At 48.6% G+C, this 26933-nt stretch carries 27 protein-coding genes and 1 riboswitch; of the genes, 22 read left to right on the top strand and 5 right to left on the bottom strand.

Annotated elements, in window-relative coordinates:
• The first annotated feature begins 230 nt into the window (after positions 1–230).
• The 3 genes from L693_RS0119190 to L693_RS30710 all read left to right on the top strand — a co-directional run bounded on the left by L693_RS0119190 (position 231) and on the right by L693_RS30710 (position 3721).
• Complete coding sequence (locus L693_RS0119190; RefSeq protein ID WP_025719155.1) at positions 231–1223, top strand: ketoacyl-ACP synthase III; 993 nt, start codon at positions 231–233, stop codon at positions 1221–1223.
• A gap of 127 nt (positions 1224–1350) precedes the next feature.
• Complete coding sequence (locus L693_RS0119185; protein ID WP_025719153.1) at positions 1351–3486, top strand: DNA topoisomerase III; 2136 nt, start codon at positions 1351–1353, stop codon at positions 3484–3486.
• A 97-nt stretch (positions 3487–3583) separates the two neighbouring features.
• Positions 3584–3721, top strand: coding sequence for a hypothetical protein (locus L693_RS30710; RefSeq protein WP_167518699.1), 138 nt, complete (start codon positions 3584–3586; stop codon positions 3719–3721).
• A 185-nt stretch (positions 3722–3906) separates the two neighbouring features.
• Here L693_RS30710 and L693_RS0119175 read toward each other — a convergent pair whose 3' ends face one another.
• Complete coding sequence (locus L693_RS0119175) at positions 3907–5061, bottom strand: type II asparaginase (RefSeq protein WP_025719151.1); 1155 nt, start codon at positions 5059–5061, stop codon at positions 3907–3909.
• A gap of 445 nt (positions 5062–5506) precedes the next feature.
• Complete coding sequence (locus tag L693_RS29430) at positions 5507–5635, bottom strand: DUF4023 family protein (RefSeq protein WP_007428828.1); 129 nt, start codon at positions 5633–5635, stop codon at positions 5507–5509.
• A 192-nt stretch (positions 5636–5827) separates the two neighbouring features.
• Between L693_RS29430 and L693_RS0119165 the strand changes: the two genes are divergently transcribed.
• From L693_RS0119165 to purF, 10 genes are all read left to right on the top strand, one after another.
• The gene (locus tag L693_RS0119165; protein ID WP_010348778.1) at positions 5828–6091 is read left to right on the top strand and encodes a DUF1294 domain-containing protein; all 264 of its coding nucleotides are present in this window, start codon (positions 5828–5830) and stop codon (positions 6089–6091) included.
• A gap of 141 nt (positions 6092–6232) precedes the next feature.
• Positions 6233–6667, top strand: a complete 435-nt coding sequence (locus L693_RS0119160; RefSeq protein WP_025719149.1) for a universal stress protein — start codon at positions 6233–6235, stop codon at positions 6665–6667.
• A 344-nt stretch (positions 6668–7011) separates the two neighbouring features.
• Positions 7012–7113: riboswitch (purine riboswitch) on the top strand.
• A 147-nt stretch (positions 7114–7260) separates the two neighbouring features.
• Complete coding sequence (purE, locus tag L693_RS0119155; RefSeq protein WP_025719147.1) at positions 7261–7746, top strand: 5-(carboxyamino)imidazole ribonucleotide mutase; 486 nt, start codon at positions 7261–7263, stop codon at positions 7744–7746.
• Positions 7743–8918, top strand: a complete 1176-nt coding sequence (gene purK, locus L693_RS0119150) for a 5-(carboxyamino)imidazole ribonucleotide synthase (protein ID WP_025719146.1) — start codon at positions 7743–7745, stop codon at positions 8916–8918. Before purE ends, purK begins: the two co-directional genes overlap by 4 nt.
• A gap of 2 nt (positions 8919–8920) precedes the next feature.
• Entirely contained in the window at positions 8921–10219 is a 1299-nt protein-coding gene (purB, locus tag L693_RS0119145) for an adenylosuccinate lyase (RefSeq protein ID WP_025719145.1), read from the top strand.
• Between the two features lie 736 nt (positions 10220–10955).
• Positions 10956–11837, top strand: coding sequence for a phosphoribosylaminoimidazolesuccinocarboxamide synthase (locus tag L693_RS0119140; RefSeq protein ID WP_025719143.1), 882 nt, complete (start codon positions 10956–10958; stop codon positions 11835–11837).
• A 61-nt stretch (positions 11838–11898) separates the two neighbouring features.
• Positions 11899–12144, top strand: coding sequence for a phosphoribosylformylglycinamidine synthase subunit PurS (gene purS, locus L693_RS0119135; RefSeq protein ID WP_014279841.1), 246 nt, complete (start codon positions 11899–11901; stop codon positions 12142–12144).
• A gap of 4 nt (positions 12145–12148) precedes the next feature.
• Positions 12149–12838 (top strand): phosphoribosylformylglycinamidine synthase subunit PurQ, encoded by a 690-nt coding sequence (purQ, locus tag L693_RS0119130; RefSeq protein ID WP_025719141.1) that lies wholly within the window; start codon positions 12149–12151, stop codon positions 12836–12838.
• Positions 12816–15059, top strand: coding sequence for a phosphoribosylformylglycinamidine synthase subunit PurL (gene purL, locus L693_RS0119125; protein WP_025719139.1), 2244 nt, complete (start codon positions 12816–12818; stop codon positions 15057–15059). The genes purQ and purL overlap by 23 nt, the downstream gene beginning before the upstream one ends.
• Positions 15044–16525 (top strand): amidophosphoribosyltransferase, encoded by a 1482-nt coding sequence (purF, locus tag L693_RS0119120; protein WP_025719138.1) that lies wholly within the window; start codon positions 15044–15046, stop codon positions 16523–16525. The genes purL and purF overlap by 16 nt, the downstream gene beginning before the upstream one ends.
• A gap of 356 nt (positions 16526–16881) precedes the next feature.
• Here purF and L693_RS30135 read toward each other — a convergent pair whose 3' ends face one another.
• The gene (locus tag L693_RS30135; protein WP_155983877.1) at positions 16882–17097 is read right to left on the bottom strand and encodes a hypothetical protein; all 216 of its coding nucleotides are present in this window, start codon (positions 17095–17097) and stop codon (positions 16882–16884) included.
• A 138-nt stretch (positions 17098–17235) separates the two neighbouring features.
• Between L693_RS30135 and purM the strand changes: the two genes are divergently transcribed.
• The 9 genes from purM to L693_RS0119070 all read left to right on the top strand — a co-directional run bounded on the left by purM (position 17236) and on the right by L693_RS0119070 (position 25641).
• Positions 17236–18276, top strand: a complete 1041-nt coding sequence (purM, locus tag L693_RS0119110) for a phosphoribosylformylglycinamidine cyclo-ligase (RefSeq protein WP_025719136.1) — start codon at positions 17236–17238, stop codon at positions 18274–18276.
• Positions 18276–18890, top strand: coding sequence for a phosphoribosylglycinamide formyltransferase (purN, locus tag L693_RS0119105; RefSeq protein WP_025719134.1), 615 nt, complete (start codon positions 18276–18278; stop codon positions 18888–18890). The genes purM and purN overlap by 1 nt, the downstream gene beginning before the upstream one ends.
• 106 nt (positions 18891–18996) lie before the next feature.
• Positions 18997–20544 (top strand): bifunctional phosphoribosylaminoimidazolecarboxamide formyltransferase/IMP cyclohydrolase, encoded by a 1548-nt coding sequence (gene purH / locus L693_RS0119100; protein ID WP_025719132.1) that lies wholly within the window; start codon positions 18997–18999, stop codon positions 20542–20544.
• Between the two features lie 71 nt (positions 20545–20615).
• A complete protein-coding gene (purD, locus tag L693_RS0119095; protein WP_025719130.1) occupies positions 20616–21881 on the top strand; it encodes a phosphoribosylamine--glycine ligase in 1266 nt (421 codons plus the stop codon).
• 147 nt (positions 21882–22028) lie between these two features.
• Positions 22029–22706, top strand: a complete 678-nt coding sequence (locus L693_RS0119090) for a TetR/AcrR family transcriptional regulator (protein ID WP_025719129.1) — start codon at positions 22029–22031, stop codon at positions 22704–22706.
• A 101-nt stretch (positions 22707–22807) separates the two neighbouring features.
• Entirely contained in the window at positions 22808–23665 is an 858-nt protein-coding gene (locus L693_RS0119085; protein ID WP_025719127.1) for a transporter substrate-binding domain-containing protein, read from the top strand.
• Positions 23666–23750: 85 nt separating this feature from the next.
• Complete coding sequence (locus tag L693_RS0119080; RefSeq protein WP_025719125.1) at positions 23751–24398, top strand: amino acid ABC transporter permease; 648 nt, start codon at positions 23751–23753, stop codon at positions 24396–24398.
• Between the two features lie 17 nt (positions 24399–24415).
• A complete protein-coding gene (locus L693_RS0119075; RefSeq protein ID WP_025719123.1) occupies positions 24416–25162 on the top strand; it encodes an amino acid ABC transporter ATP-binding protein in 747 nt (248 codons plus the stop codon).
• A gap of 53 nt (positions 25163–25215) precedes the next feature.
• Positions 25216–25641: an OsmC family protein gene (locus tag L693_RS0119070; protein ID WP_007428851.1), complete on the top strand. Its 426-nt coding sequence runs from the start codon at positions 25216–25218 to the stop codon at positions 25639–25641.
• A 133-nt stretch (positions 25642–25774) separates the two neighbouring features.
• On the opposite strand, the gene L693_RS0119065 is transcribed toward L693_RS0119070, so the two are convergent.
• Positions 25775–26215 (bottom strand): GNAT family N-acetyltransferase, encoded by a 441-nt coding sequence (locus L693_RS0119065; protein ID WP_025719120.1) that lies wholly within the window; start codon positions 26213–26215, stop codon positions 25775–25777.
• 282 nt (positions 26216–26497) lie between these two features.
• Positions 26498–26933, bottom strand: a 436-nt coding sequence (locus L693_RS0119060; protein WP_025719118.1) for a FecCD family ABC transporter permease, incomplete at its 5' end; no start/stop codon positions are given.

Raw genomic sequence — 26933 nt, 5'->3', positions numbered from 1 at the left:
CAGGGTCCTGGGAGAGTAGGACGTTGCCAAGCAACAGTTAAAAGAGTCATGATCTTCTAAGATCGTGACTCTTTTTTTGCGTTGAAAGCAGTGATATTTATATATTTAAAGAAATAGGTGCAAATTAAGATGGACTCATCATCGTGTAAATAAATTTAAAATAAATTAGTACCAGGTATTAGTATCTGGTGTTATAATGTGATTAAGGATAACAAAGGAGAGTGGTCAGATTGTTGAATTCAAAAGCAAAGTTAACGGCTCTTGGTACTTATGTACCTGAACGGATTTTAACGAATGCCGATTTAGAGAAGCTCGTGGATACGAGTGATGAGTGGATTGTACAACGAACGGGTATGCGTGAACGGCGAATTGCAGCTGAAGATCAATACGTCTCAGATTTATGTATACAAGCAATTACACGTATGATTAACCTGTATGACGTAAATATAAATGATGTTGATATGATCATTGTAGCGACGAGTACCCCTGATTACTACTTCCCAAGTACGGCTTCACGTATTCAGGCTCATTTTAATATCCTGGATACGGGGTCGATGGATATTAGTGCAGCCTGTGCAGGGTTTGCCTATGGACTTCATTTGGCAAATGGTCTTATTACGGGTGGTCTGCACCGCAAGGTGTTAGTGGTGGGAGCGGAAACGTTATCCAAAATCACAGACTACACGGATCGGACGACATGTGTACTTTTTGGAGATGGGGCAGGGGTTGCACTTGTTGAATACGACGAGGATGAGGGGTCATTTTTGACCGCGGATATTGGAACTTATGGCCAAGGGGGAGCACATCTTTACCGTGCAGGATTATCAAATAATTTGGATGGAGAGAAGCTGCAAGATCATGGATTTATCGCCCAAAATGGACGTGAGGTGTATAAATGGGCTGTTCGCTCCGTTCCAGCGGGAGTCGAACGTCTATTGAATCAGGCAGATATGAAGAAGGAAGATCTTGACTGGTTTGTACCTCATAGCGCTAATTTGAGAATGATCGAGTCCATATGTGAAAGAAGCATAATACCTTTGGAGAAGACGCTGACAAGTGTAGAGTTTTATGGAAATACATCGGCGGCATCTATCCCGTTGGCTTTACAATGTGGCCTGGATGATGGGCGTTTACGGTATGGGCAACATGTCATCTTATACGGATTTGGAGGCGGCCTGACATATGCGGGTCTGCTATTAAAATGGAGTATTCCTGATTTATAAGATGTCCTAATCCATGTAAAATTAATATGAATAGTATGTATAAAAGATGCTGATAAGAGCCATTGACATAGATTTATCGTAGGATGGCTGGATGGTATAATTAACACTAGAGAGAAAGGAGCGTAACATGAAGGTATTGGTATTGGCAGAAAAACCGTCCGTGGCCAGAGAAATTGCACGTGTGATGGGCAGCCGCGAGAAGCATAAAAGTTATATAGAAGGACCCAAGTATGTGGTGACATGGGCATTGGGACATTTGGTCGGCTTGGCAGAGCCGGAGGATTATGATTCTAAATATGCATCCTGGAATTTGGAGGACTTGCCCATTCTTCCAAAGAGCTCGAAGCTAAAGGTACTGCGCGAAAGCAATCATCAATTCAAAGCTGTACAGCAGCTTATGAAGCGACAGGACATTGGTGAGCTGATCGTGGCAACAGACGCTGCTCGTGAAGGAGAACTGTTGGCACGTTGGATCATACAAATGGCGAACTGGAAAAAGCCTTTCCGGCGCTTATGGATTTCTTCGCAGACAGACAAGGCGATTAAAGAAGGCTTTGCAAAGCTATTGCCTGGTCAGCAGTTTGATCGTTTATATGAATCTGCTCGCTGTAGAGCTGAAGCAGACTGGATGATTGGACTCAATGTGACCCGCGCATTGACTTGCCGGTATAACGCGCAGCTTTCGGCTGGAAGAGTACAGACACCAACGCTGGGGATGATCATGGAACGTGAAAAAGAGATTACCCAGTTTCGATCTCAGGAATATGATACTTTGACAGCAGATTTTGGAGACTTTCAGGCAGTTTGGCGTGCAGAGAACGGAGATTCACGTATGTTTGACCGTACGCAAGTAGAGGCTTTGCGCCGTAGACTGGAGGGTGCCCAAGGGACGGTCGCCAGTGTTAAAAAGAGTGAAAAGAACGAGCCTCATCCATTGGCTTATGATTTAACGGAACTGCAAAGAGACGCTAACCAGCGTTATGGCTTTTCCGCCAAACAGACGTCTAATGTACTTCAGCGTCTATATGAACAGCATAAGCTGGTCACCTATCCACGTACAGACAGTCGGTATGTAACCTCTGATATGGTAGGTACACTGAAGGAAAGGCTCAGCAGTGTAGCTGTAGGCCCGTATGCATCCTTGGCCCGGCCCTTGCTGCGCAACAATCTGCCGATCACAAAGCGAATTGTGGATGACAGTAAAGTTACGGATCACCATGCGATTATTCCTACAGAGCAGACATTGCTGCTTAATCAGCTAAGCCCGGAGGAACGCAAGCTGTATGACCTGATTGCACGTCGTTTTATCAGTTTGTTCTATCCGCCTGCACGCTATGATGCTGTAGCGGTATCGGTCACGGTAGGACAGGAGACATTTCAGGTCAAAGGCACAACCATAAAAGATAGTGGCTGGCGGGCTGTATATGACGGAAGCCATTATGACATGGACGATGAAGAAGCAGACGATCGGGAGAACACAGGACGCGGCGTTATTTTGCCTGAACTGAAAAAAGGAGATGCCGTCCGCATACAGCGTTGCCTTGTGCGAGCTGGACGAACGATGCCTCCGAAGCGGTACACGGAAGCGGCCTTGCTCGCCCAGATGGAGAAGCATGGATTGGGTACTCCTGCTACCCGTGCTGATCTGATCGAGAAGCTCGTCAGCTCGGATACGATTGAGCGCCAAGGGAACGTGATGCATCCAACGGGGAAAGGGAAGCAACTGATTGAGTTGGCGGCTCCGCAGCTTCGGACACCTGAGCTGACGGCACGTTGGGAAGCGGAGCTGGAACGAATCGCGCGTGGTCAAGGGAAACCTGAGCCGTTTTTGAACTCTATTCGTGCTATGGCGAAAGAACTGGTTTCCACTGTAAAAAATAGCAGTGCCGAATATAAGCCTCATAACGTAACGAACAGTCATTGCCCGAATTGCGGTACAAAGCTGTTGGAGAAGAAGGGTAAACAGGGCAAGTTTCTTGTATGTCCAAGTACGGATTGCGGTTACCGTCGTTCAGGGGAAAAACGTTTGTCGAACCGGCGTTGTCCGCAGTGCCATAAGAAGATGGAAATGAAAGAAGGCAAAGCTGGACTATATGTAAGATGTCTGTCTTGCGGCATTACCGAGACGCTGGATAAGGACAAGCAACGGGTAAACAAACGTGAACAACAAAAGCTGGTAAAACAATATGAAAAGCAGGAATCTTTTGGTTCCAGCTTGGGTGATCTGCTAAAGGCGGCCATGGATCAAAAGCAAGGCAAGTAAGGAAAGCCAAAAGTAGATATAAGCTGATTAATATCAGGTGTACGTCGGTATAAAAACGCTCACTCCTTGGTATGGTAAGCCGAGGAGGTGAGCAATTATGCCAAAGCATAAGCCGCTTAAAATCAATAATCAGCAAAATAAATCAAGTATACTGGAGGAAGAAATCGCTCCTCATCCAGAGAAGCAAGCCAAATATCCTCCAAGCCTAAATGGAATTCCCAAGCAACAGTCATGATCGCGGAATAGGCGGGCTGGCAGAATAGCTTGTAAGACTATGGCAATTAAATTTCGGATGGAGCAGTCCCTTATATCTGCCATTATCTTACTAAAAAAGCAGCAGAACGGTGATATTTATACCGTCACTGCTGCTTTTTTGTAGTAAAAAGGGGTAATGATTGTTATATTGCTTTGGGACTATTCTCAGTATTCATTGAAGAAGGATTGGATTTGATTTACGTCATGCGTTCGGGTCAAAGCGAGCATGAGCAAAATCCGTGCTTTTTGCGGATTAAGCGAATCGGTGGAAACAAAGTTCGATGCCGCGTCTTTCGTCGATGGAGATACGACTCCACTTCCTACACGCGTGGAGCGGGCGATAATGACTCCTTTTTTGCCAGCAGCCTCAGCACCTTCTTTAGAGGCTTTGGACAAGGAGCCATTGCCAGAACCTGCTACAACGATTCCTTTGGCACCAGCCGCTACAGCCGCATCATACAGATAGCGACCGTTGTTTTGATATTCGTATAAAATATCTACCTGTGGAAGCTCGGTCAGATTGGAGATGTCGAATACGGAAGCAGTTGTATGCTTACGTACAGATTTATTATAGTAATACACTTGATCTCCGACAACAGCTCCCAGATACCCCTGTTCCATGGACTTGAACGTATCTACAGCAGTCGTGTTCGTCTTGGTGACGTATCTTGCTGCACCAATGCGGTCATTCAGTAGTACAAGTACGCCTTGACCTTTGGAGCTCGAAGCTCCAGCAACTTTCACAGCATTATAGAGGTTAAAGGGACCGTCGGCGCTGATCGCTGTAGCTGGACGCATAGAGCCAACGACAACTACAGGCTTATCGCTTTTGACCACAAGATCCAGGAAATAGGCGGTTTCTTCCAATGTATCTGTACCGTGCGTAATTACGACTCCATCTACATCATCTCTGGCAAGCAGTTCATTGGTACGTTTGGCAAGTTTTAAGAGGATGTCGTTATTCATATCAGAGCTGTCTATGTTTACAATCTGTTCACCGCTGACGTTTGCAATACTTTTCATCTCAGGAACAGCTTTAATCAAGGTTTCAACACCTAGTGAGCCTGCTTTGTAGCCTGTTGTATCGGTATTGACAGCAGATGATCCTGCGATGGTTCCTCCGGTAGCAAGTATTTTAATATTGGGTAAATGATTGGTTTCTGTTTTTTCAGTTTTGTTTGAAGTTGTAGAGATCGAAGCAGGTGTAGTAGTGCTGGTGGCTGCTGCTGCGGTGTTCGTAAATCCACCATTCCATAAGGTACTTCCGAGAATAAGGCCAGCCAATAGGGGAATCATCGTCATTTTTTTCATGCTAGTCATATAAAGCTCCTCTCCAATGTCAAAACTTGAATGTTAATGATAGATTAACTGACAAAAAAATTGTCGAATTACGTTAATATCACGAATTATAGGGGGTTAAATTGTTTTTAGTCAATATATATGTTAGGAAATACGACTTTAAAACATATTTTCTGAAGATGAAATCACTTTTATTTCTATTTTTGGTCTGATCTTCACATCCTCTTACATTTACGGAGAATGAGAGAGTTACTGAACTCCAGGCAATTTTACAATATATAGCATTCGTATTCAATGGATCTCACGCCAAATGCAAAAACAGCAAGCCGATATCCCAAAAAGGAATCTGCTTACTGTTTTCTGTGGAAGCTGAACAAACAATTTGTTTTACTTCATCAAAGGAAACCGCAAGTTAAGCTGATTGGATCCATTTATACATGGTTTTACAGCTTAGACAGAGTCCTTATCAAGGATTTTTGGTATGCTGTTTGGTTGGCAAGCTTGCACTTGGAGTTCCTTTTCCTCGTTTACGGTTGTGCTCTGCTTTTTTTGCATTTTCTCGCAGCTTTTCAACGTATTCATGGGTGCTTTCCATCGCAGGTCCTCCTTTGAGACAAAATAGATGTGGTTGAGGATTTTTCCTCATACCACGTTACTATATCCGATAAAGCGCTATTCCAGTCAGAAGAAGATTGTTTCTGTAAAAGGGGCGGGGGTATAATGGGGGTGAGAGCGTTCCATATGAACTAATACCTGATGGGTACGGTGTGCAAAAGGAGGAGAGACATTGCAGACAGGCTTGTTCGTATGGCTGCTGTTTATCAATGCAGTAGGCTATCTGGTAATGTCGGAGGATAAAAAAAGAGCGCGTAAGCATCGTGATCGCGTCCCCGAAAGGACCCTGTTTTTACTGGCCCTGATCGGAGGGGCATTGGGTGTGTTGATTGCGATGTACCGCAAGCGCCATAAAACACGACATATGAGCTTTAGACTCGGTATTCCTGCGTTGCTGTTCATTAACGCATTGCTATATGGATATTTTTTGCGGTAAAGCCGGTTTAGGCTCTTATAGGGATGTTTAATGATGAGTAAGGCGGCTACTTCAGCGTCCACGAATGTATTATGCAAGCGTGCAAAGGAATACATATTTCAGGCTTGGATTTAACAAACTGAAAAAGAAGAGGTGTTTATGATGCTATTTTCAAAAATATTGCTCGCTTATGATGGTTCGGATGCAGCCAACAAGGCCTTGCTAAAGGCCGCTGAATTAACCAAGGCATCACCGTCCTCGAAGCTTGAAGTCGTAACGGCATTTGATTTTCCACGAATCTTCATGGGCGAGGGTTTGGCCCCGATTCCGGCTTCGATAAATAAAGAATATTACGATTTGGCGGAGCAAACCACGGATGAAGTTAAAAAGCGACTTGCTGATCAAGGTGTGGATGCCAAGGTAGAACTGATTCAAGGTTCGCCAGCCGAAGTTATTTTGGATTATGCTAATGAAAATGGCTTTGATGTAATTGTGATCGGTAGCCGCGGCTTGGGTGGTATTCGTGAATTTGTATTGGGCAGCGTGAGTCACAATGTGGTGCAGCATGCGCGCATTCCTGTGCTGGTCGTTAAGTAACAGAATAAAATGAGTAAAAGTCGGATTACTTTCTGTACAGGAAGTGCCGACTTTTTTTCTGTATAGTATAATGTCCGCTATTATTAGTTGAGGCAGAGAGTTGGCTAAATGTGCTACTGTTGTCAGACTCTCAGGTATATAAGCGTGTTGATTTTGTCAAACACGAACATTTAATTGGATGATTTTAATAATGTTCGTTTTCAAGTTGACATAGGGTGTAGGGAATTGTTAAACTATGAAGTGTATTGTCGATAAAAAATGAACTTTAGGTACAATTTAATAAAGTACACGTGTTTGAGCCGAAACAAATCACGATGATGCTAGGAATGTATAGCGTTGGGGATGGATTAGGCACAATGCTGACTCGTATAATGCCGGGGATATGGCCCGGAAGTTTCTACCTGGAAACCTTAAATTTCCGGACTACGGGAGACATACGGCTGAAGCCGCATTGGTGCGGTGGAACAGGCTTGCTTTTGGCATGCCTTTATGAAGCTCTGTCGTTTGTTTTTTCGTAGTCCGGTGTCTTGAAAATAACGTTATTTTCGAGTGCCGGATTTTTGGCGCTTATTGATAAACAGGGAGTGAAGGACATGTCAGTGCAGGTCGCTGTCATTATGGGCAGCACATCAGACTGGGACACCATGCAACATGCATGTGCTGTGCTGGACGAGCTTGAAATCGGATATGAGAAAAAGGTAGTTTCAGCCCATCGTACACCGGATTTGATGTTCCATTATGCAGAAGAAGCCGCCGGGCGCGGGCTGAAGGTCATTATTGCCGGAGCGGGCGGGGCCGCCCATCTGCCGGGAATGGTGGCTGCGAAGACATCGTTGCCCGTCATCGGTGTGCCTGTCCAGTCGAAGGCGCTGAATGGTCTGGACTCTCTGCTCTCGATTGTGCAGATGCCGGGTGGTATTCCAGTTGCCACTGTGGCAATCGGCAAGGCAGGTGCTACGAATGCAGGTCTGCTGGCAGCACAAATATTAGGTGCTTTTGACGAAAAGATAAGCCAGCGGGTCGTGGCAAGACGCGACCGTATCCGTGATGAGGTGCTGGAAGGTAGTGATTCACTATGAATGAGGCATGTGAACCTGCAGGCTGTGTTCGTCCTCCTGGCACAACGATTGGAATTTTGGGAGGCGGACAGCTGGGCAGAATGCTTGTATTGGCGGGAACTAACCTGGGGTACCGCTTTGTGACGCTGGACCCGGCACCGGATAGTCCATGTGGGCAGGTGTCGGAGCAGATTCGCGCCGCTTATGATGACGAGCATGCAGCCAGAGAGCTGGCTAGGCAGTGCGATGTGATTACGTATGAGTTTGAAAATGTGGATGCGGGTGTAGCCGCGCTGTTGGAACAGGAATCCAATGTACCGCAGGGCAGCAATCTATTGTACACAACACAGCATCGTCTGCGTGAAAAGCGTTCTATTGAAGCGGCAGGCGTTCCTGTGGCTCCGTATCGTGAAATCAGCAGTGCTACGGATTTGGTTCAAGCGGTTGCTGAACTAGGTGTCCCATGTGTGCTCAAAACGACAGTCGGCGGTTATGACGGCAAGGGACAGGTGGTCATTCGCCAGCCGAAGGAAGCTGTAGCAGCCTACGAACAATTGGCGGCTAGCGGTGCTGAGCTAGTGCTGGAGCAGTTTATTCGTTTTCGCTGCGAAATCTCGGTCATCGTCGCACGCAGCACGAATGGCGAAGCCAAAGCCTTTCCACCTGCGGAAAACATTCATGTGAACAATATTTTGCACACGTCGATTGTACCCGCACGTGTCCCGGAATCTGTGCAGGAGGAGGCACGCAGGCTGGCGTTAGCTGTGGTCGAGTCGTTAGGGGCGGTCGGACTGCTCGCTGTAGAAATGTTTGTTGCCGAAAACGGACAATTGTACGTGAATGAGCTGGCACCGAGACCTCATAACTCCGGTCATTACACGATGGAGGGCTGCGCGACATCGCAGTTCGAGCAGCATATACGTGCGATTTGCGGCTTGCCGCTGGGAAGCACGAAGCTGCTGAATCCGGTGGTCATGGTAAATGTGCTGGGTGAGCATTTGGAGGATGTGGTTCAGCGATTTATGCAGCCGGATGCCGAAGCTGAAAGATTGAATGTTGTGCCCAAGCTGCATTTGTATGGAAAAAGTGAAGCCAAGCCAGGCCGAAAGATGGGACATATTAATCTATTGTGCCAGGATGCGGAGCAAGCGCTGGAATGGATTGACCAAACCAATATTTGGGGGGATAAATAGTCATGATCGAACGCTATAGCAGACCGGAAATGAGAGCAATTTGGACGGAAGAAAATAAATTCAAAGCATGGCTGGAAGTAGAGCTGTGTGCCTGTGAGGCTTGGGCGGAATTAGGGGTTATCCCGAAAGAGGACACCGTGGCTCTGCGTAAGAATGCAAGCTTTGATATTGACCGGATTTATGAAATTGAGCAGGAGACGAGACATGATGTCATTGCTTTTACCCGTACCGTATCCGAAAGTCTGGGCGACGAGCGCAAATGGGTGCATTATGGTCTGACCTCCACGGATGTGGTAGATACCGCACTGGGCTACTTGTTGAAGCAGGCGAATGAAATTCTGGAACGGGACATTTTGAATTTTATTGAAATTTTGAAGGAAAAAGCATTGGCTTACAAGCATACGCCGATGATGGGCCGTACACATGGAGTCCATGCCGAGCCGACCACATTCGGACTGAAGATGGGCTTGTGGTACGAGGAAATGAAACGTAATTTGGAGCGTTTCCGCTATGCTGCGGATCAGGTACAATACGGTAAAATGTCCGGTGCAGTCGGAACATACGCCAACATTGACCCGGCTGTAGAAGAATTTGTATGCCGTAAGCTGGGCACCAAGCCAGCTCCAATCTCGACACAGACGCTCCAGCGTGACCGTCATGCTGAATATATGGCGACATTGGCGTTGATCGCTACATCCTTGGACAAATTTGCTACAGAGGTCCGCGCACTGCAAAAGAGTGAATTCCGTGAGGTGGAGGAAGCCTTTGCCAAGGGTCAAAAAGGTTCTTCCGCGATGCCGCATAAACGCAATCCGATTGGCAGTGAAAACATCTCCGGTCTGGCACGTGTCATTCGCGGGCATATGGTATCGGCGTATGAGAACGTGACACTGTGGCATGAACGCGATATCTCGCATTCTTCTGTAGAGCGTATCATTCTGCCAGATGCAACGATGCTGCTGAACTATATGCTGAACCGTTTTGGCAATATCGTGAAAAATCTGACGGTCTTCCCTGAAAATATGAAGCGCAATATGGCGCGTACGTATGGCGTACCGTTCTCCGGCCGTATTATGACGAAGCTGATTGACAAGGGCTTTAGTCGTGAAAAAGCCTATGATACTGTGCAGCCGCGTGCCATGCAGGCATGGGAAGAGCAACGCCAGTTCCGCGAAATCGTCGAGGCTACTCCGGAAATTACCGCCGTGCTCAGCCCGGACGAAATCGAGGACGCGTTCAACCCGGCTTGGCATTTGAAAAACGTAGATACGATCTTTAAGAAGCTGGGATTAGGGGAGTAAGTGGGAGTGTTGGTGCGTGGAGAGGCCGCTGCGCGAACGGATCATTCTTCCGATTGCTGTTGCCCCTGGATTCCTGTGATTGTAATAAACCCGTAAAGGTTGGAATCCAGAGGCAAAGGCAAGCGCTAACGCTTCTCCAGAACGATTCCGTCCGCTCCGCTGCAATCCAGCACTAACCCTCATATGGGAGCAGAGCTAGGGGAAGGTGCGGCACATAAGATACCGCACCTCCCCAAGAGCGATAGAAAAGCGTGTTCCACTGCTTTTCCATTGCAAACAACGTTCTTGGAAGGACTGCCGAATTTGCGTAGCAAACAGCCCGCTGCCCTCCCGAGAACGCGCAGGCTCAAGAAGCGAAGCCTTGAGCCACCGTATAAGTGCGCAGCGTGGAACATGCGCACAACAGGCGAAGCCTTAATGCTCGGCCGCATGGCATGCCGAGCCAGATAAACCATAAGCGGTATAAAACTTGCAGCTTAGAGTCGGAAACGTTAATACGTCGTAGGTACGTATTAACGTCGCTCTGCATCAACGTAAAAGCGTTGCTGGATTAAAGCTTGTGCCAACAAGCCTTAATCCAGCAGAACGCGCTCGCCCCACCCCAGTTACACAATACTCCATCATCCACTGCTCACCAGCCAAGCCTTGCGGGAGTCCCGAGGGCAGCAGCCCTGGGGGTCCTCCCCGAGGGGAGGATTTAGGAGGGGCAATACTCTTTTGAAAGAGGTGTAATGAAATGTCATTGTCTACTGCCGAAGGTCTGATTCATGCGCCGCTCCTGTACAAAGGCAAGGTGCGTGAATTGTATGATCTCGGAGAGCATTTTCTGATTGTCGTGACGGATCGGATTTCGGCTTTTGATTATGTGTTGGAGCCGCCCGTACCGGAAAAGGGAAATGTACTGAATAAGCTTAGCGCTTTCTGGTTTGAGCAGACGAAAGACTTGTTGGAAAACCATGTCGTGCACACCGATGTGAACAAGCTCGGGCATGTGATCGACGAACAGAATAAAGAGTTGCTGAAGGACCGGATCATGGTCACGCTGAAGGCTGAACGCATTGACATTGAGTGTGTGGTGCGCGGATATATTACCGGAGGCGGCTGGCGTCAGTATGAGCAGACCGGTGAGGTAAACGGTATTCCATTGCCGGAGGGGCTGCGTAAGAATGAACGCTTTCCCAAGCCTTTATTTACACCAGCTGCAAAAAACGACGTCGGACACGACGAGGACATTTCTCTTCACCAAATGAAAGAGCTGGTCGGGGCACAACTAACAGGTGAGCTTGAAGAAAAAAGCTTGGCGTTGTACGAATTTGCCCGTGCTTTCTGTGAAAAGCGTGGAATCATTTTAGCTGATTGCAAGTTTGAGTTTGGTCTTGTTAACGGGAAGGTTATTTTGATTGACGAAATTTTCACCCCGGATTCATCACGTTTCTGGGCACAGGAAAAGTATGAGCTGGATGTGGAGATTGACAGCATGGATAAGGAGCCGGTACGAAGCTATTTGGCAGCATCCGGTTGGGACAAGAACAGCAAGCCCGATCCGTTGCCTGCTGAGGTGGTAGAAGAAACAACTGCAAGATATACGGATATTTGGCGGCGTCTGACGGCACAGTAAATAGTAATCATTGATTTAAAACCAATACGATTTATCCATTCGGAGGAGGAACTGAAGGAACATGATAAAAGCAACGGTCTATGTCACAATTAAGCAAAGCGTTTTGGATCCGCAGGGGGTTGCGGTGCAGGGCGCGCTGCATTCTATGGGTTTCGGAGAAGTGGACAGTGTCAGAATTGGTAAGTATATGGAGCTGAATCTGGATACAACAGACCGCGAGAGTGCAGAGAAGCGCGTCATCGAGATGTGCGAAAAGCTGTTGGCTAATACGGTCATTGAAGACTACCGCTACGAACTGGAGGGCTAATTCCATGAAATTTGCAGTTCTGGTTTTTCCGGGCTCCAACTGTGATATTGACTGCTATAAGGCGATAGAGGACACGGTCGGTGAACCTGTCGATTATGTATGGCATACTGCGACGGATCTGTCGCCTTACGATTGTATTCTTGTTCCGGGGGGCTTCTCCTACGGAGATTACCTGCGTTGTGGCGCGATTTCCCGGTTTGCTCCGGTGATGAAGGAAGTAGCCAAAGCGGCTGCCGAGGGTAAATATATTTTGGGTATCTGCAACGGTTTTCAAATTTTGACCGAAGCCGGGCTGCTGCCGGGTGCTCTGCGCCGTAATCTGTCGATGAAGTTCCTTTGTCGTGATACGGTGTTGAAGGTCGAGAATAACAAAACGCCTTTTACAAAAGATTATGCTGCTGGTGAAGAGATCATTATTCCGATCGCACACGGCGAAGGCAACTATTACTGTGATGATGAGACGCTGGCTCGTTTGCAGGCGAATAATCAGATCGTATTTACGTATAAAGATAATCCAAACGGTTCCATGACGGATATCGCGGGGATTTGTAACGAGCAAGGTAATGTACTGGGCATGATGCCCCACCCGGAACGCGCGGTGGATGCATTGCTTGGAACGGATGACGGCAAACGTATGTTTACATCTATTTTGAATGCTTGGAGGGATCGTCATGGCGCAGCAAGTGTCCGCTAAGGAGCCAACGGCAGAGCAGATTGCCGAACATAAACTATATCAGCAGATGGGTGTGTCGGACAGCGAATATGCGTTGATCTGCGAATTTATGGGACGTCAGCCCAATTATACGGAGATTGGCGTGTTCAGTGTCATGTGGTCAGAGCATTGTGCCTACAAAAACTCCAAGCCGTTGCTGCGTCGTTTTCCGACGAGTGGTCCACGAGTATTGATGGGACCTGGCGAAGGAGCAGGGATTGTAGATATCGGTGATAATCAGGCCGTTGTATTTAAAATCGAAAGTCATAACCATCCATCCGCTGTAGAGCCTTTTCAGGGAGCAGCGACTGGGGTAGGCGGTATCATTCGTGATATTTTCTCCATGGGCGCAAGACCTGTAGCGGTGTTAAACTCCCTGCGTTTCGGCAAGCTGGAGAGCGACCGTGTGAAATATTTGTTCGAGCATGTGGTATCCGGTATCGCGGGATATGGAAATTGTATCGGTATTCCAACCGTAGGTGGCGAGGTTGTATTTGATGAAAGCTATGAAGGCAATCCGCTCGTTAACGCCATGTGTGTTGGATTGATTGATCATGACAAAATCCAGCGTGGTGTTGCCAAAGGGGTCGGTAACCCGGTGTTCTATGTGGGACCGCCGACAGGCCGTGACGGCATTCATGGAGCTACATTCGCATCGGTTGAGCTGACGGAGGAATCGGAAGCGAATCGGACTGCGGTTCAAGTAGGTGATCCATTTATGGAGAAGCTGGTTATGGAATCCTGTCTGGAGCTGATCGACAGCGGTATTGTGCTGGGTATTCAGGATATGGGCGCAGCGGGACTTACCTGCTCCAGTGCCGAGATGGCAAGTAAGGCGGGCAACGGTCTTGAGCTGTATCTGGATCAGGTACCGCAGCGTGAAGAAGGCATGACGCCTTATGAAATGATGCTATCCGAATCACAGGAGCGTATGTTGTTTGTTGTCGAGCCAAAGGATGAAGCACAGGCGCTTGAAATTTTCGAGCGTTGGGGTGTTATTTGCGCCAAGGTCGGCAAGGTGACGGATGACGGTCGTTTGCGTTTGTTCCATCACGGTGAAGTGGTGGGTGATATGCCAGTGACGGCGCTGGTAGACGAGTGCCCGATTTACGACAAGCCTTCCGAAGTTCCTGCTTATTACGAGCAAAGTGCTGCCGTTGACACACTGCGTTACCCGGAAGTGACTGATTTGAACGGTGCGCTGAAAAAGGTACTTTCATCGCCAAGTGTAGCCAGCAAGAAATGGGTATACGAGCAGTATGATTACATGGTTCGCACCAGTACAGCCGTTCGTCCGGGTTCGGATGCAGCTGTAGTGACTGTGCACGGTACCCGTAAGGGACTCGCGATGACTACGGACTGTAACGGACGTTATGTATACCTTGATCCAGAGGTGGGCGGACGGATTGCAGTCAGCGAAGCAGCACGTAACATTGTCTGCTCCGGTGGCGAGCCTTTGGCAATTACAGACAATCTGAACTTCGGTAACCCTGAAAAGCCGGATATTTTCTGGCAAATGGAAAAAGCTGTGGACGGTATGGCAGAAGCTTGCCGTGTATTGGATACCCCAGTCATTGGGGGCAATGTTAGCTTGTACAATGAAAATGCCAAAGGTTCCATATATCCGACGCCTGTTGTCGGTATGGTAGGTCTGGTACATGATACAGATCATATTACGACACAAGGCTTCAAAGCCGAGGGCGACGTGATTTTCCTGGTGGGAGAAACGAAAGCCGAGCTGGGGGGCAGTGAGTTCCAGGCTGTCGTACATGGTGTATCCGAGGGACGTCCGCCCGAGCTGGATTTGAATGTGGAGAAGAAGCTTCTGAATGCGGTACTCAGTGCGATCCAGACTGGATTGGTACAGTCCGCGCACGATCTGGCAGAGGGCGGATTGGCTGTAGCTCTGGCGGAATCAGGTATTAGCGGCGGATTGGGAGCGCAAGTTAACGTGGAAACGTCTTTGCGTCCTGATCATGCTCTGTTCAGCGAAAGCCAATCTCGTATTCTGCTATCCGCATCGCCGGATAAGGCGTCTGCGCTGGAAGCACATCTGCGTGGTCTGGAAGTACCGGTTACCGTATTAGGTACAGTTGAAGGAACACAATTGACAGTTGAGGTAAACGGACAACCCGCTTTGAACGAGGCAGTCGCCAGCTTGAAGCAAATCTGGGAGGATGTCATTCCATGTCTGATGAAATAACAGCACGGACGTTGTGGACTGGAGATTATTATAATGAAGGCTCTGGTAAAGAGGGGCTGTTTGATAAATTAAAAGAGGAATGCGGCGTGTTTGGTGTATACCGACACTCCGATGCAGCTTCTCTGGCCTATTACGGCTTGCATGCGCTCCAGCATCGTGGAGAGGAGAGCGCAGGCATCTGTGTAAGCAGTGGGGATGAGTTCCATTATCATCGCGGGATGGGTCTTGTTAAAGAAGTGTTTAATAAAGACTTGATGGCTTCGCTAACAGGCGACATTGCTATCGGGCATGTACGCTATTCGACAAGTGGAGACAGCAAGCTGACGAATGCACAGCCCTTGGTTTTCAAATATCGTGATGGTGATTTGGCGGTAGCAACGAACGGTAATATCGTAAACGCCTTGCAAATCCGGCATGAGCTGGAGCAAGGCGGGTCTATTTTTCAAACGACAAGCGATACAGAGGTCGTCGCGCATTTGATCGCCCGGTCGTCCAAGGATTTGGTGGAGGCTGCCAAGGATGCATTAAAACGTATCGTCGGTGGGTTCGCCTTCCTGATCATGACCAACGACAAGCTGCTCGTGGCTTCTGATCCCAATGGTCTGCGTCCGGTTACGATGGGCAGACTGGGAGATGCTTATCTGTTTGCTTCCGAGTCCTGTGCTTTGGAAACGATTGGGGCAGAGCTGCTGCGTGATATCGAGCCGGGTGAACTGCTGGTGCTGGATCAAAATGGACTGCACGAAGACCGTTACACGGAAGAGAAGCAGCGCAAAGCGCTGTGTGCGATGGAGTATATTTATTTTGCTCGTCCTGACAGTGATTTGAACGGGACTAATCTTCATGCCGCACGCAAACGGATGGGCAGCCAGCTGGCTTTGGAAGCTTTTGTCGATGCCGACTTGGTTACCGGGGTGCCGGATTCCAGTATTTCGGCAGCGATTGGTTATGCCGAGCAGACAGGTATTCCCTATGAGCTGGGCATGATTAAAAATAAATACACCGGACGTACGTTCATCCAGCCAAGTCAGGAACTGCGCGAGCAGGGTGTGAAAATGAAGCTGAGCGCTGTGCGCCGCGTAGTCGAAGGCAAACGCGTCATCATGATCGACGATTCTATCGTTCGGGGGACTACTTCCCGTCGAATCGTGAATATGCTACGGGATGCGGGTGCACTGGAGGTACATGTACGTATTACCTCACCACCTTTCAAAAACCCGTGCTTTTACGGCATTGACACGCCGGATCGCCGGGAGCTGATCGCTTCCTCCAAAACAGTCGAGGAAATTCGTCAGGAGATTAACGCTGATTCGCTCTACTTTATGAGCGCCGAGGGCTTGATCGCTGCTGTAGGCGGACATAACGAGCAGGATTATAAAGGCGGCTTATGTCTGGCTTGCTTCGACAACGATTATCCGACTCAGGTGGATTTCAAAGGCGAAGAAAAGCTCGGATGTAGTTGTTGATAAAAGGGAACAAAAGAGGTACAACGGTGCATGGAGGCATGGGGATGCACGGTTCTGAGTGAACCACTCCGCGTGTGGAAGGTTCTTCCGATCGCTGTTGCCGCTGGATTCCTGGATTGGAATAACCCTTTACAGGGTTAGAATCCAGCGGCAAAGGCGAACGCTTCGCTTCTCCAGAATCCGTCCACCCGCTGCGTTCCTCAGGGCGGCATCCTTTTGCAGCAGTGCCTGTACCTCTTCTGTTCCCACGGGGAAGAGGATAGGAAAGGCAGTTAAAAACTCATGGCATAACTATTTCATGCCATGAGTTTTTAACGGGCGGCCGTAAAGCCGCCCGTGAGCCAGCGAAGCGAGGCTCATAGCAGGCAGGGCGAAGCTGCCTGCCCCAAAAGGGTAAAGAAGTAAGCCGCCCGTTGGCGCCGCTCACTTCTTTGCCCGGCACGTCCCCGCTTTTGCGAAGCAAACAGCCCGGGACGTGCCCCGCCGCCTCTGCAAAGGCGGCCACGCTCTAAAGCGTGTCCTTGTGGTTGGCGGGAAAATCCCGACAACCACAAGGAAAACACGCGACTCACAGCACGAGCCAACCACCAAGCAACACCCAACCCTACGCATCTGACCGACTCTTGAGGGGTCCAGGGGGAGCAGCCCCATGGAATCCTCCCTGTTAGGGAGGACTTAGGAGGGTCAATCATTTGAAGGAGTGTTCATGAATGTCCGAAGCATACAAAAACGCAGGGGTAGATATCGCTGCCGGTAATGAAGCAGTAGAACGGATGAAAAAGCACGTCAAGCGTACCTTCCGTCCCGAAGTGCTGACGGATTTGGGCGGATTCGGTGCTTTGTTCGGCCTGAATAAGGATAAGTACGAGGAGCCGGTACTCGTTTCCGGTACGGATGGAGTCGGCACGAAGCTGAAGCTTGCTTTCGCGATGGATCGCCATGACACCATTGGTATTGATGCGGTTGCGATGTGTGTGAACGACATTGTCGTTGGGGGCGCAGAGCCGCTCTTTTTCCTCGACTACCTCGCCTGTGACAAGGTTGTACCCGAGAAAATCGAAGCCATTGTCGCCGGAATCGCCGAGGGCTGCCACCAATCAGGCTGTGCGCTGGTCGGCGGTGAAACCGCAGAAATGCCAGGAATGTACAGCGATGGTGAATATGATATTGCCGGATTCACTGTCGGTATTGTGGATAAGAGCAAAATCATTAACGGCAGTTCCATCGCTCCCGGAGACACCGTAATCGGACTGGCCTCCAGCGGAGTGCATAGCAATGGATTCTCACTGGTTCGCAAGCTGTTATTGGAACAGCAAGGCTATGATTTACATGATGAAATCGAAGGCTTGAACGGCAAACTGGGCGACGTACTGCTGGAGCCAACAAAAATCTATGTAAAATCCGTTTTGGCTTTGCTGGACAAGGTCAAAGTTAAAGGCATGGCGCATATCACGGGTGGCGGTTTTATCGAAAATATTCCGAGAGTGCTGCCGGATCACGTCAATGTGGATATAGAATACGGCGCTTGGCCGATTTTGCCGATTTTTCAGCTGATGCAGGAAAAAGGTGCTATTTCCAATAAAGACATGTTCACGACCTTTAATATGGGGATCGGATTGGTCATCGTTGTGGGCCAGGAAGATGCACAGACTGCACTGAATGTACTAAAAGAGCAGGGCGAAGATGCCTATGTGATCGGGAAGGTAACGGAAGGCAGCTCTATTGTGACCTTTACGGGAGCCGAGGTGTAATGAGCGGTTACCGTATTGCTGTTTTTGCGTCAGGTGAAGGAACGAATTTCCAGTCATTGGTAGATGCGGCTGCTCGAGGTGATCTGGGCGGAGCATCCATAGAACTGTTAATCTGTGACAAGCCCGCGGCCCCTGCTGTAGCCAGAGCAGAGAAAGCCGGTATTGCTTGTCATACGTTTCGACCCAAGGAGTATGCTTCCAGAGAAGACTATGAGCGTGAACTGGTTGCTTTGCTGGAGCAGAAATCAATCGATCTCATTGTGTTGGCAGGCTACATGCGCCTGTTATCCAGTGTCATGGTCGATGCTTACGCCGGAAAAATCATTAATATTCATCCGTCACTGCTTCCTGCATTTCCTGGGAAGGATGCTGTCGGACAGGCGTTGGCTTATGGAGTCAAAGTCAGTGGGGTTACCGTTCATTTTGTAGATGGAGGTATGGATACCGGGGCCATTATTGCCCAGCGTATGGTAGAAGTACACGAGCATGATACAGCGGATTCGTTATCTGCAGCTATTCAATCCGTGGAACGCCAGCTCTATCCGGAAGTGGTTAGCAGACTGGCTCAAGGCAAAATTCATTTGAATGGTCGCAAGGTGGTTTCACTTCTCTAAAAATGATTGTAATTTGTCATATCATTGTCATATCAAGAATGCTGTATAAGCATTTTCCGATATTTCTCGGGAAATAAATTGATAAAGAGCTAAAGGAGGAGACAGGGTGACTATTAAAAGAGCACTCGTTAGTGTATCGGATAAACGGGGGATCGTGGAGTTTTGCCGCGAGTTGTCCAAATTAGGTGTGGAGATCGTTTCGACAGGGGGAACGAGCAGCTTGCTGGCGAAGGAGGGCATTCCTGTTATCGGAATTTCAGAGGTGACGGGATTTCCTGAAATTATGGACGGACGAGTTAAAACGCTCCATCCTGCGGTACACAGCGGCTTGCTGGCTGTTCGGGATAATGAAGAGCATCAGCGCCAGATGAAGGAGCTTGGCTTGGGTTATATTGATCTGGTCGTTGTGAATCTGTATCCTTTTGCGGAAACGATTGCCAAACCCGGTGTAACCTATGAGGACGCGATTGAAAATATCGACATCGGCGGTCCAACTATGCTGCGTTCTGCGGCGAAAAATCATGCTTTTGTAAGTGTCGTGGTCGATGCAGATGACTATAGCACCGTACTGGAAGAAATCCGCAAGGATGGCGATACCGAGCTGAACACCCGCAAGCGTTTGGCAGCAAAGGTGTTCCGTCATACGGCTGCATACGACGCTTTGATTTCCGATTATTTGTCGAATGTAACAGGCGAGCCATTGCCTGAGCGGTACACGGTAACCTATGAAAAAATTCAGGATTTGCGTTATGGAGAAAATCCACATCAACAGGCGGCTTTTTATCGTCAGCCATTGGCAGCGAAGGGTACCCTCACAACAGCCAAGCAGCTTCACGGTAAGGAGCTATCCTACAATAACATTAACGATGCTAACGCGGCACTGCAAATCGTCAAGGAATTCAGCGAACCAGCAGTGGTGGCGGTGAAGCATATGAACCCTTGCGGCGTGGGAATCGGCGGTAGTATTTATGAAGCGTACAGCAAGGCGTATGCGGCTGATCCAACCTCCATTTTTGGCGGTATTGTAGCGGCTAACCGAATTATTGACGGTGATACAGCCAAAAAACTGAGCGAAATCTTTTTGGAAATTGTACTGGCACCGGGCTTTACGAAAGAAGCGATGGAAATTTTAACGAAAAAGAAAAATATCCGTTTGCTTGATATGGGTGAGATGTCCCCGTCTGAACAGCCGGAGAGCCGTTTTGTTGTGACTTCTATTGAAGGTGGCATGGTTGTTCAGCAAAATGACATTCATGCTTTAGACCCGGATGCACTTACAGTTGTAACGGAGCGTGCGCCGTCCGCGGAAGAACTGAAACAGCTTTTGTTTAGCTGGAAAGTGGTTAAGCATGTGAAATCCAATGCCATCGTCTTAGCAGCAGACAATATGACCATTGGCGTAGGTGCAGGACAAATGAACCGTGTCGGAGCGGCCAAGATTGCCATTGAACAGGCTGGAGAAAAAACAAAGGGTGCGGTCCTGGCATCCGATGCATACTTCCCGATGGGCGATACGCTGGAGCTGGCAGCTAAAGCTGGCATTACGGCAGTTATTCAGCCGGGCGGCTCCATCAAGGACGAAGAATCCATCAAGGTTGCTAACGAATATGGCATTGCAATGGTCTTTACAGGCGTGCGTCACTTCAAGCACTAAGCTGCATTAGTTAGGATGCAAAGCATTTTCACACCTGAATGATCATAATAGGAGCGGGAGGAATCACCTGAATGGATATTTTGGTTATCGGAGGGGGCGGCCGCGAGCATGCGATTGTGTGGGCGCTGAAGAAGAGCCCCAAGGCCGGAAAAATCTACTGTGCGCCGGGCAATGCCGGCATTGGACAGCTAGCGGAGTGCGTTCCGATTCCGGTGAGTGAGTTTGACGCGCTAACAGAGCTGGCAGAATCCAAAAAAGTCGGACTTGTCGTGGTTGGCCCCGATGATCCGCTGGCTGACGGCATTGTGGATGCCTTTGAAGCGAAAGGCATTCCGGTATTCGGACCGCGTAAAAATGCAGCAGAAATTGAAGGTAGTAAAATCTTCATGAAGGATTTGCTGCACAAATACCATATTCCGACAGCAACCTATCGCAAGTTTTATACCTACGAGGAGGCACATGCCTACTTGAAGGAACAGCCGATTCCGGTGGTCATCAAGGCAGACGGACTGGCAGCGGGCAAAGGAGTGACGGTTGCCTTCTCGATGGAGGAGGCAGAAAAGGCTCTGTCCGATATTATGGTAGCGAAGGTGTTTGGAGAAGCGGGTGCACAGGTCGTGATCGAGGAATTTCTTGCCGGACAGGAGATGTCGATTCTCTCCTTTGTCGATGGTGAAACGGTTCGTCCGATGGCAGCGGCGCAAGACCACAAGCCGGTTTTTGATGGTGATAAAGGGCCAAACACCGGAGGCATGGGCACCTATTCTCCACTGCCGCACATAGCGGATTCCATTATTGAGGAAGCCATTGAGACGATTATTAAGCCGACGGCAAAAGCAATGGTTGCGGAAGGGCGCCCGTTCCGGGGTGTGTTATTCGCTGGATTGATGATTTCGCCAGATGGCAAGCCGAAGACGATTGAGTTTAACGCCCGCTTCGGTGATCCGGAAACTCAAGTCGTACTGCCCCGTCTAAAATCCGATCTACTCGATATTTTTCTCGCTGCCGTGAACGGCACGCTGGATCAGGTGGAGATCGAGTGGAAGGATGAAGCGGCGGTGTGTGTGGTGCTGGCTTCCGGAGGCTATCCAGCAGCCTACGCCAAAGGTATACCGATTCACGGACTGGATGAGGCAGACGAAGCCATCGTGTTCCATGCCGGCACAGGCATCAATGAGCAGGGGGAGTGGATAACGAACGGCGGACGCGTATTAGGCGTGGTCGGCTTAGGTCGTGACATTGCCGCGGCACGGGACAAGGCTTACGAGCAGGCGGCACGTATTACCTTTGAAGGCAAGCACAATCGTACGGATATTGCGGCAAAAGCATTGCTATAACAGAGCTTTACAAAATAAAGAGGACCTTTTCGGAGGTTCTCTTTTTTTGTTGTACGCACAGTATGGAATTGGTTTGACAAAAGCCTACTTATCCTATAGGATTAAAAATAAAAACTGACTGACTGATCAATCGGGAGGAGGGGACCTATGCAGCCACAGAAGGCGAAGCAGTCCGAAACCGCTGCGAATGAGCAATCTGCTGACCGTACTGGAGAAGAAACAGACCGTAGAACGCAGCTTCTCCACATTGCATTGAAGCGATTCGCTGAGCAGGGCTACCATCAAACGAAAATTTCAGATATCGTGGTGGAGGCTGGCGTAGCCCAAGGCACGTTTTATTGGCATTTTAAAAGCAAAGAGGCATTGGCACTGGAGATTATTGCTACAGGTCGTGAACAGCTACTGTCAGCGATAGGACAGGGTTATCGCCGCGATGCGGGAACGCTGGCTGATATGGTTAAGGCTTCTGAAGCACTGTTTGTCCGTTTATTTGATTTTGCCTTGGAGAATCGCTATCTGATGGGCTTGCTGTTGAGCGGCAGCGGCGTCGATGAACCGGTGCGTCAAAGTATCCGGGAGACAAGAACCGCAATGGAGCTGGCATTCCGGCGTAATATGGAAAGAGCAATCGAGCTGGACATGCTGCCTGCCGAACTGGATGTCGAATTACGGGCGGCATTACTTATGAGTATGATCGAGGGCGTCATTACACGCTGGCTATTCGGTTCCGAGGGAACACATGACCATATGAGGCAGGTAACGGCTAAAAGATTGGCGGCAGAGGCGGCTAGCTTTGAATTTTACGGCTTGTTAGGTCAAGGCTAGACGGTCAATATCGCATGAATGGGCAGTAGGCGATAAATAATATATAGCCAAATTACACATATGCATTCAATCATTTACATCCAGACAGGAGAGAACGATTTATGAAAACACGTAAAAAAGGGCTTCTGGTAACCACCCTTATGACTCTGGTATTGTTCAGCCTTGTGCTGGGTGCTTGCGGAACGAGACAGGAAGCTTCCAATACAGGTAACGGAGCGGGCAGCAGCAATGAGACAGCGGGTAATCAGCTTGAAGCTATCAAGAAGGCTGGTGTGATCAAGGTCGGCATGATGGGGACCTACCCACCGTACAATTTTTTGAACGATAAAAAGGAACTGGACGGATTTGATGTGGATATCGCCAAAGAATTGGCGAAGCGAATTGGAGTGAAACCGGAGTTTACAGCACAGGAATTTTCGGGACTGATTCCAAGCTTGCAAAAGAAAAAATTCGATGCGGTGATCAGCCAGGTAACGATTACAGAGGATCGTAAAAAGGCAATTGACTTCACAGAGCCTTATATCACAAACCATGTAAATAGTATCGTAAACAGCAAAACCAATGATATTACCAAGCTGGAGGATTTCAAAGGCAAAACCATTGGTGTCGGCTTAGGAACGAATGATGAGTCTTATCTGCGTAACGAAGTGCTGCCGAAGGTAGGCGATTTTGAGATTAAAACGTATGATGATGTCATTACGTCCTTAAAGGATCTTAACTCTGGCCGCATTGACGCAACCATTAACAATCTGTATGCACTCAAGCCTATTGTCGATAAAAATGGCTTTCAGATTAAAGCGGTGGGTGAACCGATTAAATCCGACCAAGCGGGCGTAGCCATTAACCAGAATGCGCCTGATCTTAAAGAAGCCTTGAACAAGGCTCTGAAAGCAATGAAGGAAGACGGCACATATAAAACAATTTTCAAAAAATGGTTCGGCGAGGAGCCAAAAGAATAACGCAAGCCTGTTACAGGCGTCTGGCTCCGGTCCTGGCTTTTATGCTGACATGGGGCCACTCGTCTGAAAGAAGGGAATATAACCGATGCTTGAATTAATGTGGGAGAATGTCCCTTTTCTATTAAAGGGCGCTTATTATACGCTGTATATTACGATTGTTTCTATGCTTTTCGGCTTAATCATTGGTTTGGTTGTAGCTGTCGCACGATTGAAGGGGAATCGCCCTGTCCGGTGGTTGGCGCGCAGTTATGTATCTATCATCCGGGGGACGCCCGTTCTGGTGCAGATTGCTGTCATTTATTATGGGCTGGATGATTACGGAATATCGTTTGGATCGCTGACGGCTGCTTGTCTTGCTCTCAGTATTAACACGGGAGCGTACTTATCGGAGACGTTCCGTGGGGCGATCCTCGCCGTACCACAGGGACAGACCGAAGCGGCCTATGCTACGGGCATGTCGCCCGGTCAAACGATGTGGCGTATCATTCTTCCACAGGCTGTACGCATTGCGATTCCCCCGATGGGGAATACGTTTGTTGGTATGCTTAAGGAAACGTCGCTTGTCTCGGTCATCGGGGTCAGTGAATTGATGCGTCAGGCACAGCTTTTACAGGCGCAGTATTTGCGCTACATGCCGTTTCTGCTCGAAATTGGCCTGATGTACTGGATTATGAGCATTGGATTCTCCGCTATACTGGAGCGGGTGGAAAAGCGTCTGGCTCGAGCCTATTAAGGTGGAGATGATGGAAGATGATAACAACACACGGATTGGGTAAACGTTTCGGAGAAGTAGAGGTTCTGAAAAGCATTGATTTTCAGGTCGCTGCTCGTGAAATCGTCGTATTGCATGGCCCGAGCGGCTCGGGTAAAAGTACCTTGCTGCGTTGCTTGAACGGTCTGGAGGAGCTGTCTTCCGGCAGGTTTGCAGTGAACGGGATTGAGGTCGATGCCATCGCTCCTCTTCGTACACGTCAAGCAGCCATACGTGACATTCGCAGACAGACGGGAATGGTGTTTCAGCAATTCAATTTGTACCCGCACAAAACGGCTATCGGCAATGTTATTGAAGGATTGCTGACAGTGAAAAAAATGCCGCGTGACCAGGCCATATCCATCGGGCAACGGTTGCTGGAGCGTGTGGGCCTGGCGGACAAGCAGGACGTACATCCTGCGCGTTTGTCTGGTGGCCAGCAGCAACGGGTGGCCATTGCACGTGCGCTGGCGATGGACCCGACGATCATGCTGTTCGACGAGCCGACCTCGGCGCTCGATCCCGAACTGGTCGGGGAAGTGCTGAGCGTGATGCGGGAGCTGGCTCAAGATGGCATGACGATGGTTGTCGTCACCCATGAGATGAAATTTGCCCGCGAGGTGGCGGACAAGATAGTATTTATGGCAGACGGTATTATTTTGGAGGAGGCTGCACCACAGGCATTTTTTGAGGCTCCCCAGCACGAAAGAACACGAAAATTTTTGCACCAGATTAGTGAGTTTTGAGACAAGATTGACGTTTGATTATAGATTATTAAGTGAGAAAGAAGGCTTTAATTATGAAAGTATCTACAACCTGGCATGGCAAACGCGCATTTACTTCGGAGGGACCGTCCGGTTATTCGGTTGGGATGGATGCTACGGCTGCATATGGCGGCGATGGTAAGGGGATGACACCAATGGAGCTGCTGCTGGCAGGTCTGGCTGGATGTATCGGTATTGATATTACGATGATTCTCGATCGTTTCTTGTCAGACATTACCCGAATTGATATTGATGCAGAAGGTACGCGCAAGGAACAAATGCCGACAGGCTTTACAGCAATTGATCTGACGTTCCATGTAGATGGAGATATACCGGATTATCGTGTGTGGAAGGCGATTCAGATGGGCAAGGAAAAATATTGTGCAGTATCCGATTCCTTAAAAGCGGACATTCGCATGCACCTCATTTTGAATGGAGTTGAAGTACCGCAGCCTGCATAAGTGCGGGAGTTTACAAGGAGAGTCTGCCTGTGTCATATACAGGGGCTCTCTGTTTTCTTTTTATTATGGCTATGTTAAATCATAATGTTGATTTTCGACCAAAAGAAAACCGCCCTGACAGGCGGTAATTGAACTATTGTATCCTATACTTCCCAAGCATTTCTCCCCAGGGTGATATCCCCTCCTCCCTGAAACCTGATTTTCTATATAGCTTTCTAGCTAGTTCATTGTCTGGTTTATATCCAATCATTATAACATCAGTTCTATCACTGGCTTTCCTTATTTCGTCAATAACCAGCAACATAGCATTGTAACCATGGCCAAAACCTTGAAATCTTTCGTCAATCATAAATCGGTAAACCCAGTAATTCCCGTCATCCGGATCTAAACCAAACATCGTAAAACCAACCATTACGTTGTCATTGTAAATAGCTTTAGATAAAAATCCATCTAAAAACTGACGTTCCGCAATTGAAAAAAGATTAGATACAATAAATCTTTTTTGCTCTGGTTTCGGTTTAAGTTGAGCACATTCTTCCCAATTACTTTTGTCGATTGCTTTTAGCGTAATCATTTTGGATTCCTCCTATACAGGGAAATCCGTATAGACTTCCCTATTTTTTAGACCTCTCTAATATCTTACCTGGATGCATTTTCACACCACATCACTCCTTCCATAAAATCATATGAATTTAGTCTTACATCTTTGCCTTTGAATATTTTACAGTTTTTATCATATCCTAATTCTTCACAATTTGGGTACTAATTTTTACATATAACTAAAGTTTACTTCCCTTTCAGTAAGAAAACGATCATTTTAAGGATCGATTGCTGCGGGATGAATCGTTCAGAACCACTACCCGCTTCCTTTTGACTTGCGTTCCCGCAGCAATAGATAGAGAAAATAGGGCGCGCCAATGACGGCTGTCACAATACCGGCAGGAATTTCGAGTGGCGGCTTCAAGCCTCGTCCCAGCGCGTCGGCGAGGACGAGAATCAGGGCGCCGATCATCGCCGCGCCGGGCAGCAGGTAACGGTGGCGGTTGCCAAACAAGCGTCGTGCCAGATGCGGTGCCAGCAGGCCGATAAAGCCAATGGAGCCGATAGCAGCGACACAGGCGGCAGCCAGGGCCACAGACACGGCCAGTAGTCCTGTGCGCACGCGTTTCACGTTAAGTCCCAGCCCAGCCGAGCTTTCTTCATCCAGGCCCATAATGTCCAGCTTGCGCTGTAGCGTATAGGCGAGGGGCAGCAGGACGATTAGCCAGGGCAGTAGACCGTATACCTCGTCC

Source organism: Paenibacillus sp. 1-18 (assembly GCF_000520755.1).
In the GTDB taxonomy this organism is placed as follows: domain Bacteria; phylum Bacillota; class Bacilli; order Paenibacillales; family Paenibacillaceae; genus Paenibacillus; species Paenibacillus brasilensis.
This window is presented reverse-complemented; position numbering and strand designations above follow the sequence as displayed.

What these genes read in the sequence shown, in the direction of transcription:
- L693_RS0119185 (WP_025719153.1), top strand. Translation starts at nt 1,351, where the DNA reads ATGAAGGTATTGGTATTGGCAGAAAAACCGTCCGTGGCCAGAGAAATT.
- L693_RS30710 (WP_167518699.1), top strand. Translation starts at nt 3,584, where the DNA reads ATGCCAAAGCATAAGCCGCTTAAAATCAATAATCAGCAAAATAAATCA.
- L693_RS0119175 (WP_025719151.1), bottom strand. Translation starts at nt 5,061, where the DNA reads ATGACTAGCATGAAAAAAATGACGATGATTCCCCTATTGGCTGGCCTT.
- L693_RS29430 (WP_007428828.1), bottom strand. Translation starts at nt 5,635, where the DNA reads ATGGAAAGCACCCATGAATACGTTGAAAAGCTGCGAGAAAATGCAAAA.
- L693_RS0119160 (WP_025719149.1), top strand. Translation starts at nt 6,233, where the DNA reads ATGCTATTTTCAAAAATATTGCTCGCTTATGATGGTTCGGATGCAGCC.
- purE (WP_025719147.1), top strand. Translation starts at nt 7,261, where the DNA reads ATGTCAGTGCAGGTCGCTGTCATTATGGGCAGCACATCAGACTGGGAC.
- purK (WP_025719146.1), top strand. Translation starts at nt 7,743, where the DNA reads ATGAATGAGGCATGTGAACCTGCAGGCTGTGTTCGTCCTCCTGGCACA.
- purB (WP_025719145.1), top strand. Translation starts at nt 8,921, where the DNA reads ATGATCGAACGCTATAGCAGACCGGAAATGAGAGCAATTTGGACGGAA.
- L693_RS0119140 (WP_025719143.1), top strand. Translation starts at nt 10,956, where the DNA reads ATGTCATTGTCTACTGCCGAAGGTCTGATTCATGCGCCGCTCCTGTAC.
- purS (WP_014279841.1), top strand. Translation starts at nt 11,899, where the DNA reads ATGATAAAAGCAACGGTCTATGTCACAATTAAGCAAAGCGTTTTGGAT.
- purQ (WP_025719141.1), top strand. Translation starts at nt 12,149, where the DNA reads ATGAAATTTGCAGTTCTGGTTTTTCCGGGCTCCAACTGTGATATTGAC.
- purL (WP_025719139.1), top strand. Translation starts at nt 12,816, where the DNA reads ATGGCGCAGCAAGTGTCCGCTAAGGAGCCAACGGCAGAGCAGATTGCC.
- purF (WP_025719138.1), top strand. Translation starts at nt 15,044, where the DNA reads ATGTCTGATGAAATAACAGCACGGACGTTGTGGACTGGAGATTATTAT.
- purM (WP_025719136.1), top strand. Translation starts at nt 17,236, where the DNA reads ATGTCCGAAGCATACAAAAACGCAGGGGTAGATATCGCTGCCGGTAAT.
- purN (WP_025719134.1), top strand. Translation starts at nt 18,276, where the DNA reads ATGAGCGGTTACCGTATTGCTGTTTTTGCGTCAGGTGAAGGAACGAAT.
- purD (WP_025719130.1), top strand. Translation starts at nt 20,616, where the DNA reads ATGGATATTTTGGTTATCGGAGGGGGCGGCCGCGAGCATGCGATTGTG.
- L693_RS0119090 (WP_025719129.1), top strand. Translation starts at nt 22,029, where the DNA reads ATGCAGCCACAGAAGGCGAAGCAGTCCGAAACCGCTGCGAATGAGCAA.
- L693_RS0119085 (WP_025719127.1), top strand. Translation starts at nt 22,808, where the DNA reads ATGAAAACACGTAAAAAAGGGCTTCTGGTAACCACCCTTATGACTCTG.
- L693_RS0119080 (WP_025719125.1), top strand. Translation starts at nt 23,751, where the DNA reads ATGCTTGAATTAATGTGGGAGAATGTCCCTTTTCTATTAAAGGGCGCT.
- L693_RS0119075 (WP_025719123.1), top strand. Translation starts at nt 24,416, where the DNA reads ATGATAACAACACACGGATTGGGTAAACGTTTCGGAGAAGTAGAGGTT.
- L693_RS0119070 (WP_007428851.1), top strand. Translation starts at nt 25,216, where the DNA reads ATGAAAGTATCTACAACCTGGCATGGCAAACGCGCATTTACTTCGGAG.
- L693_RS0119065 (WP_025719120.1), bottom strand. Translation starts at nt 26,215, where the DNA reads ATGATTACGCTAAAAGCAATCGACAAAAGTAATTGGGAAGAATGTGCT.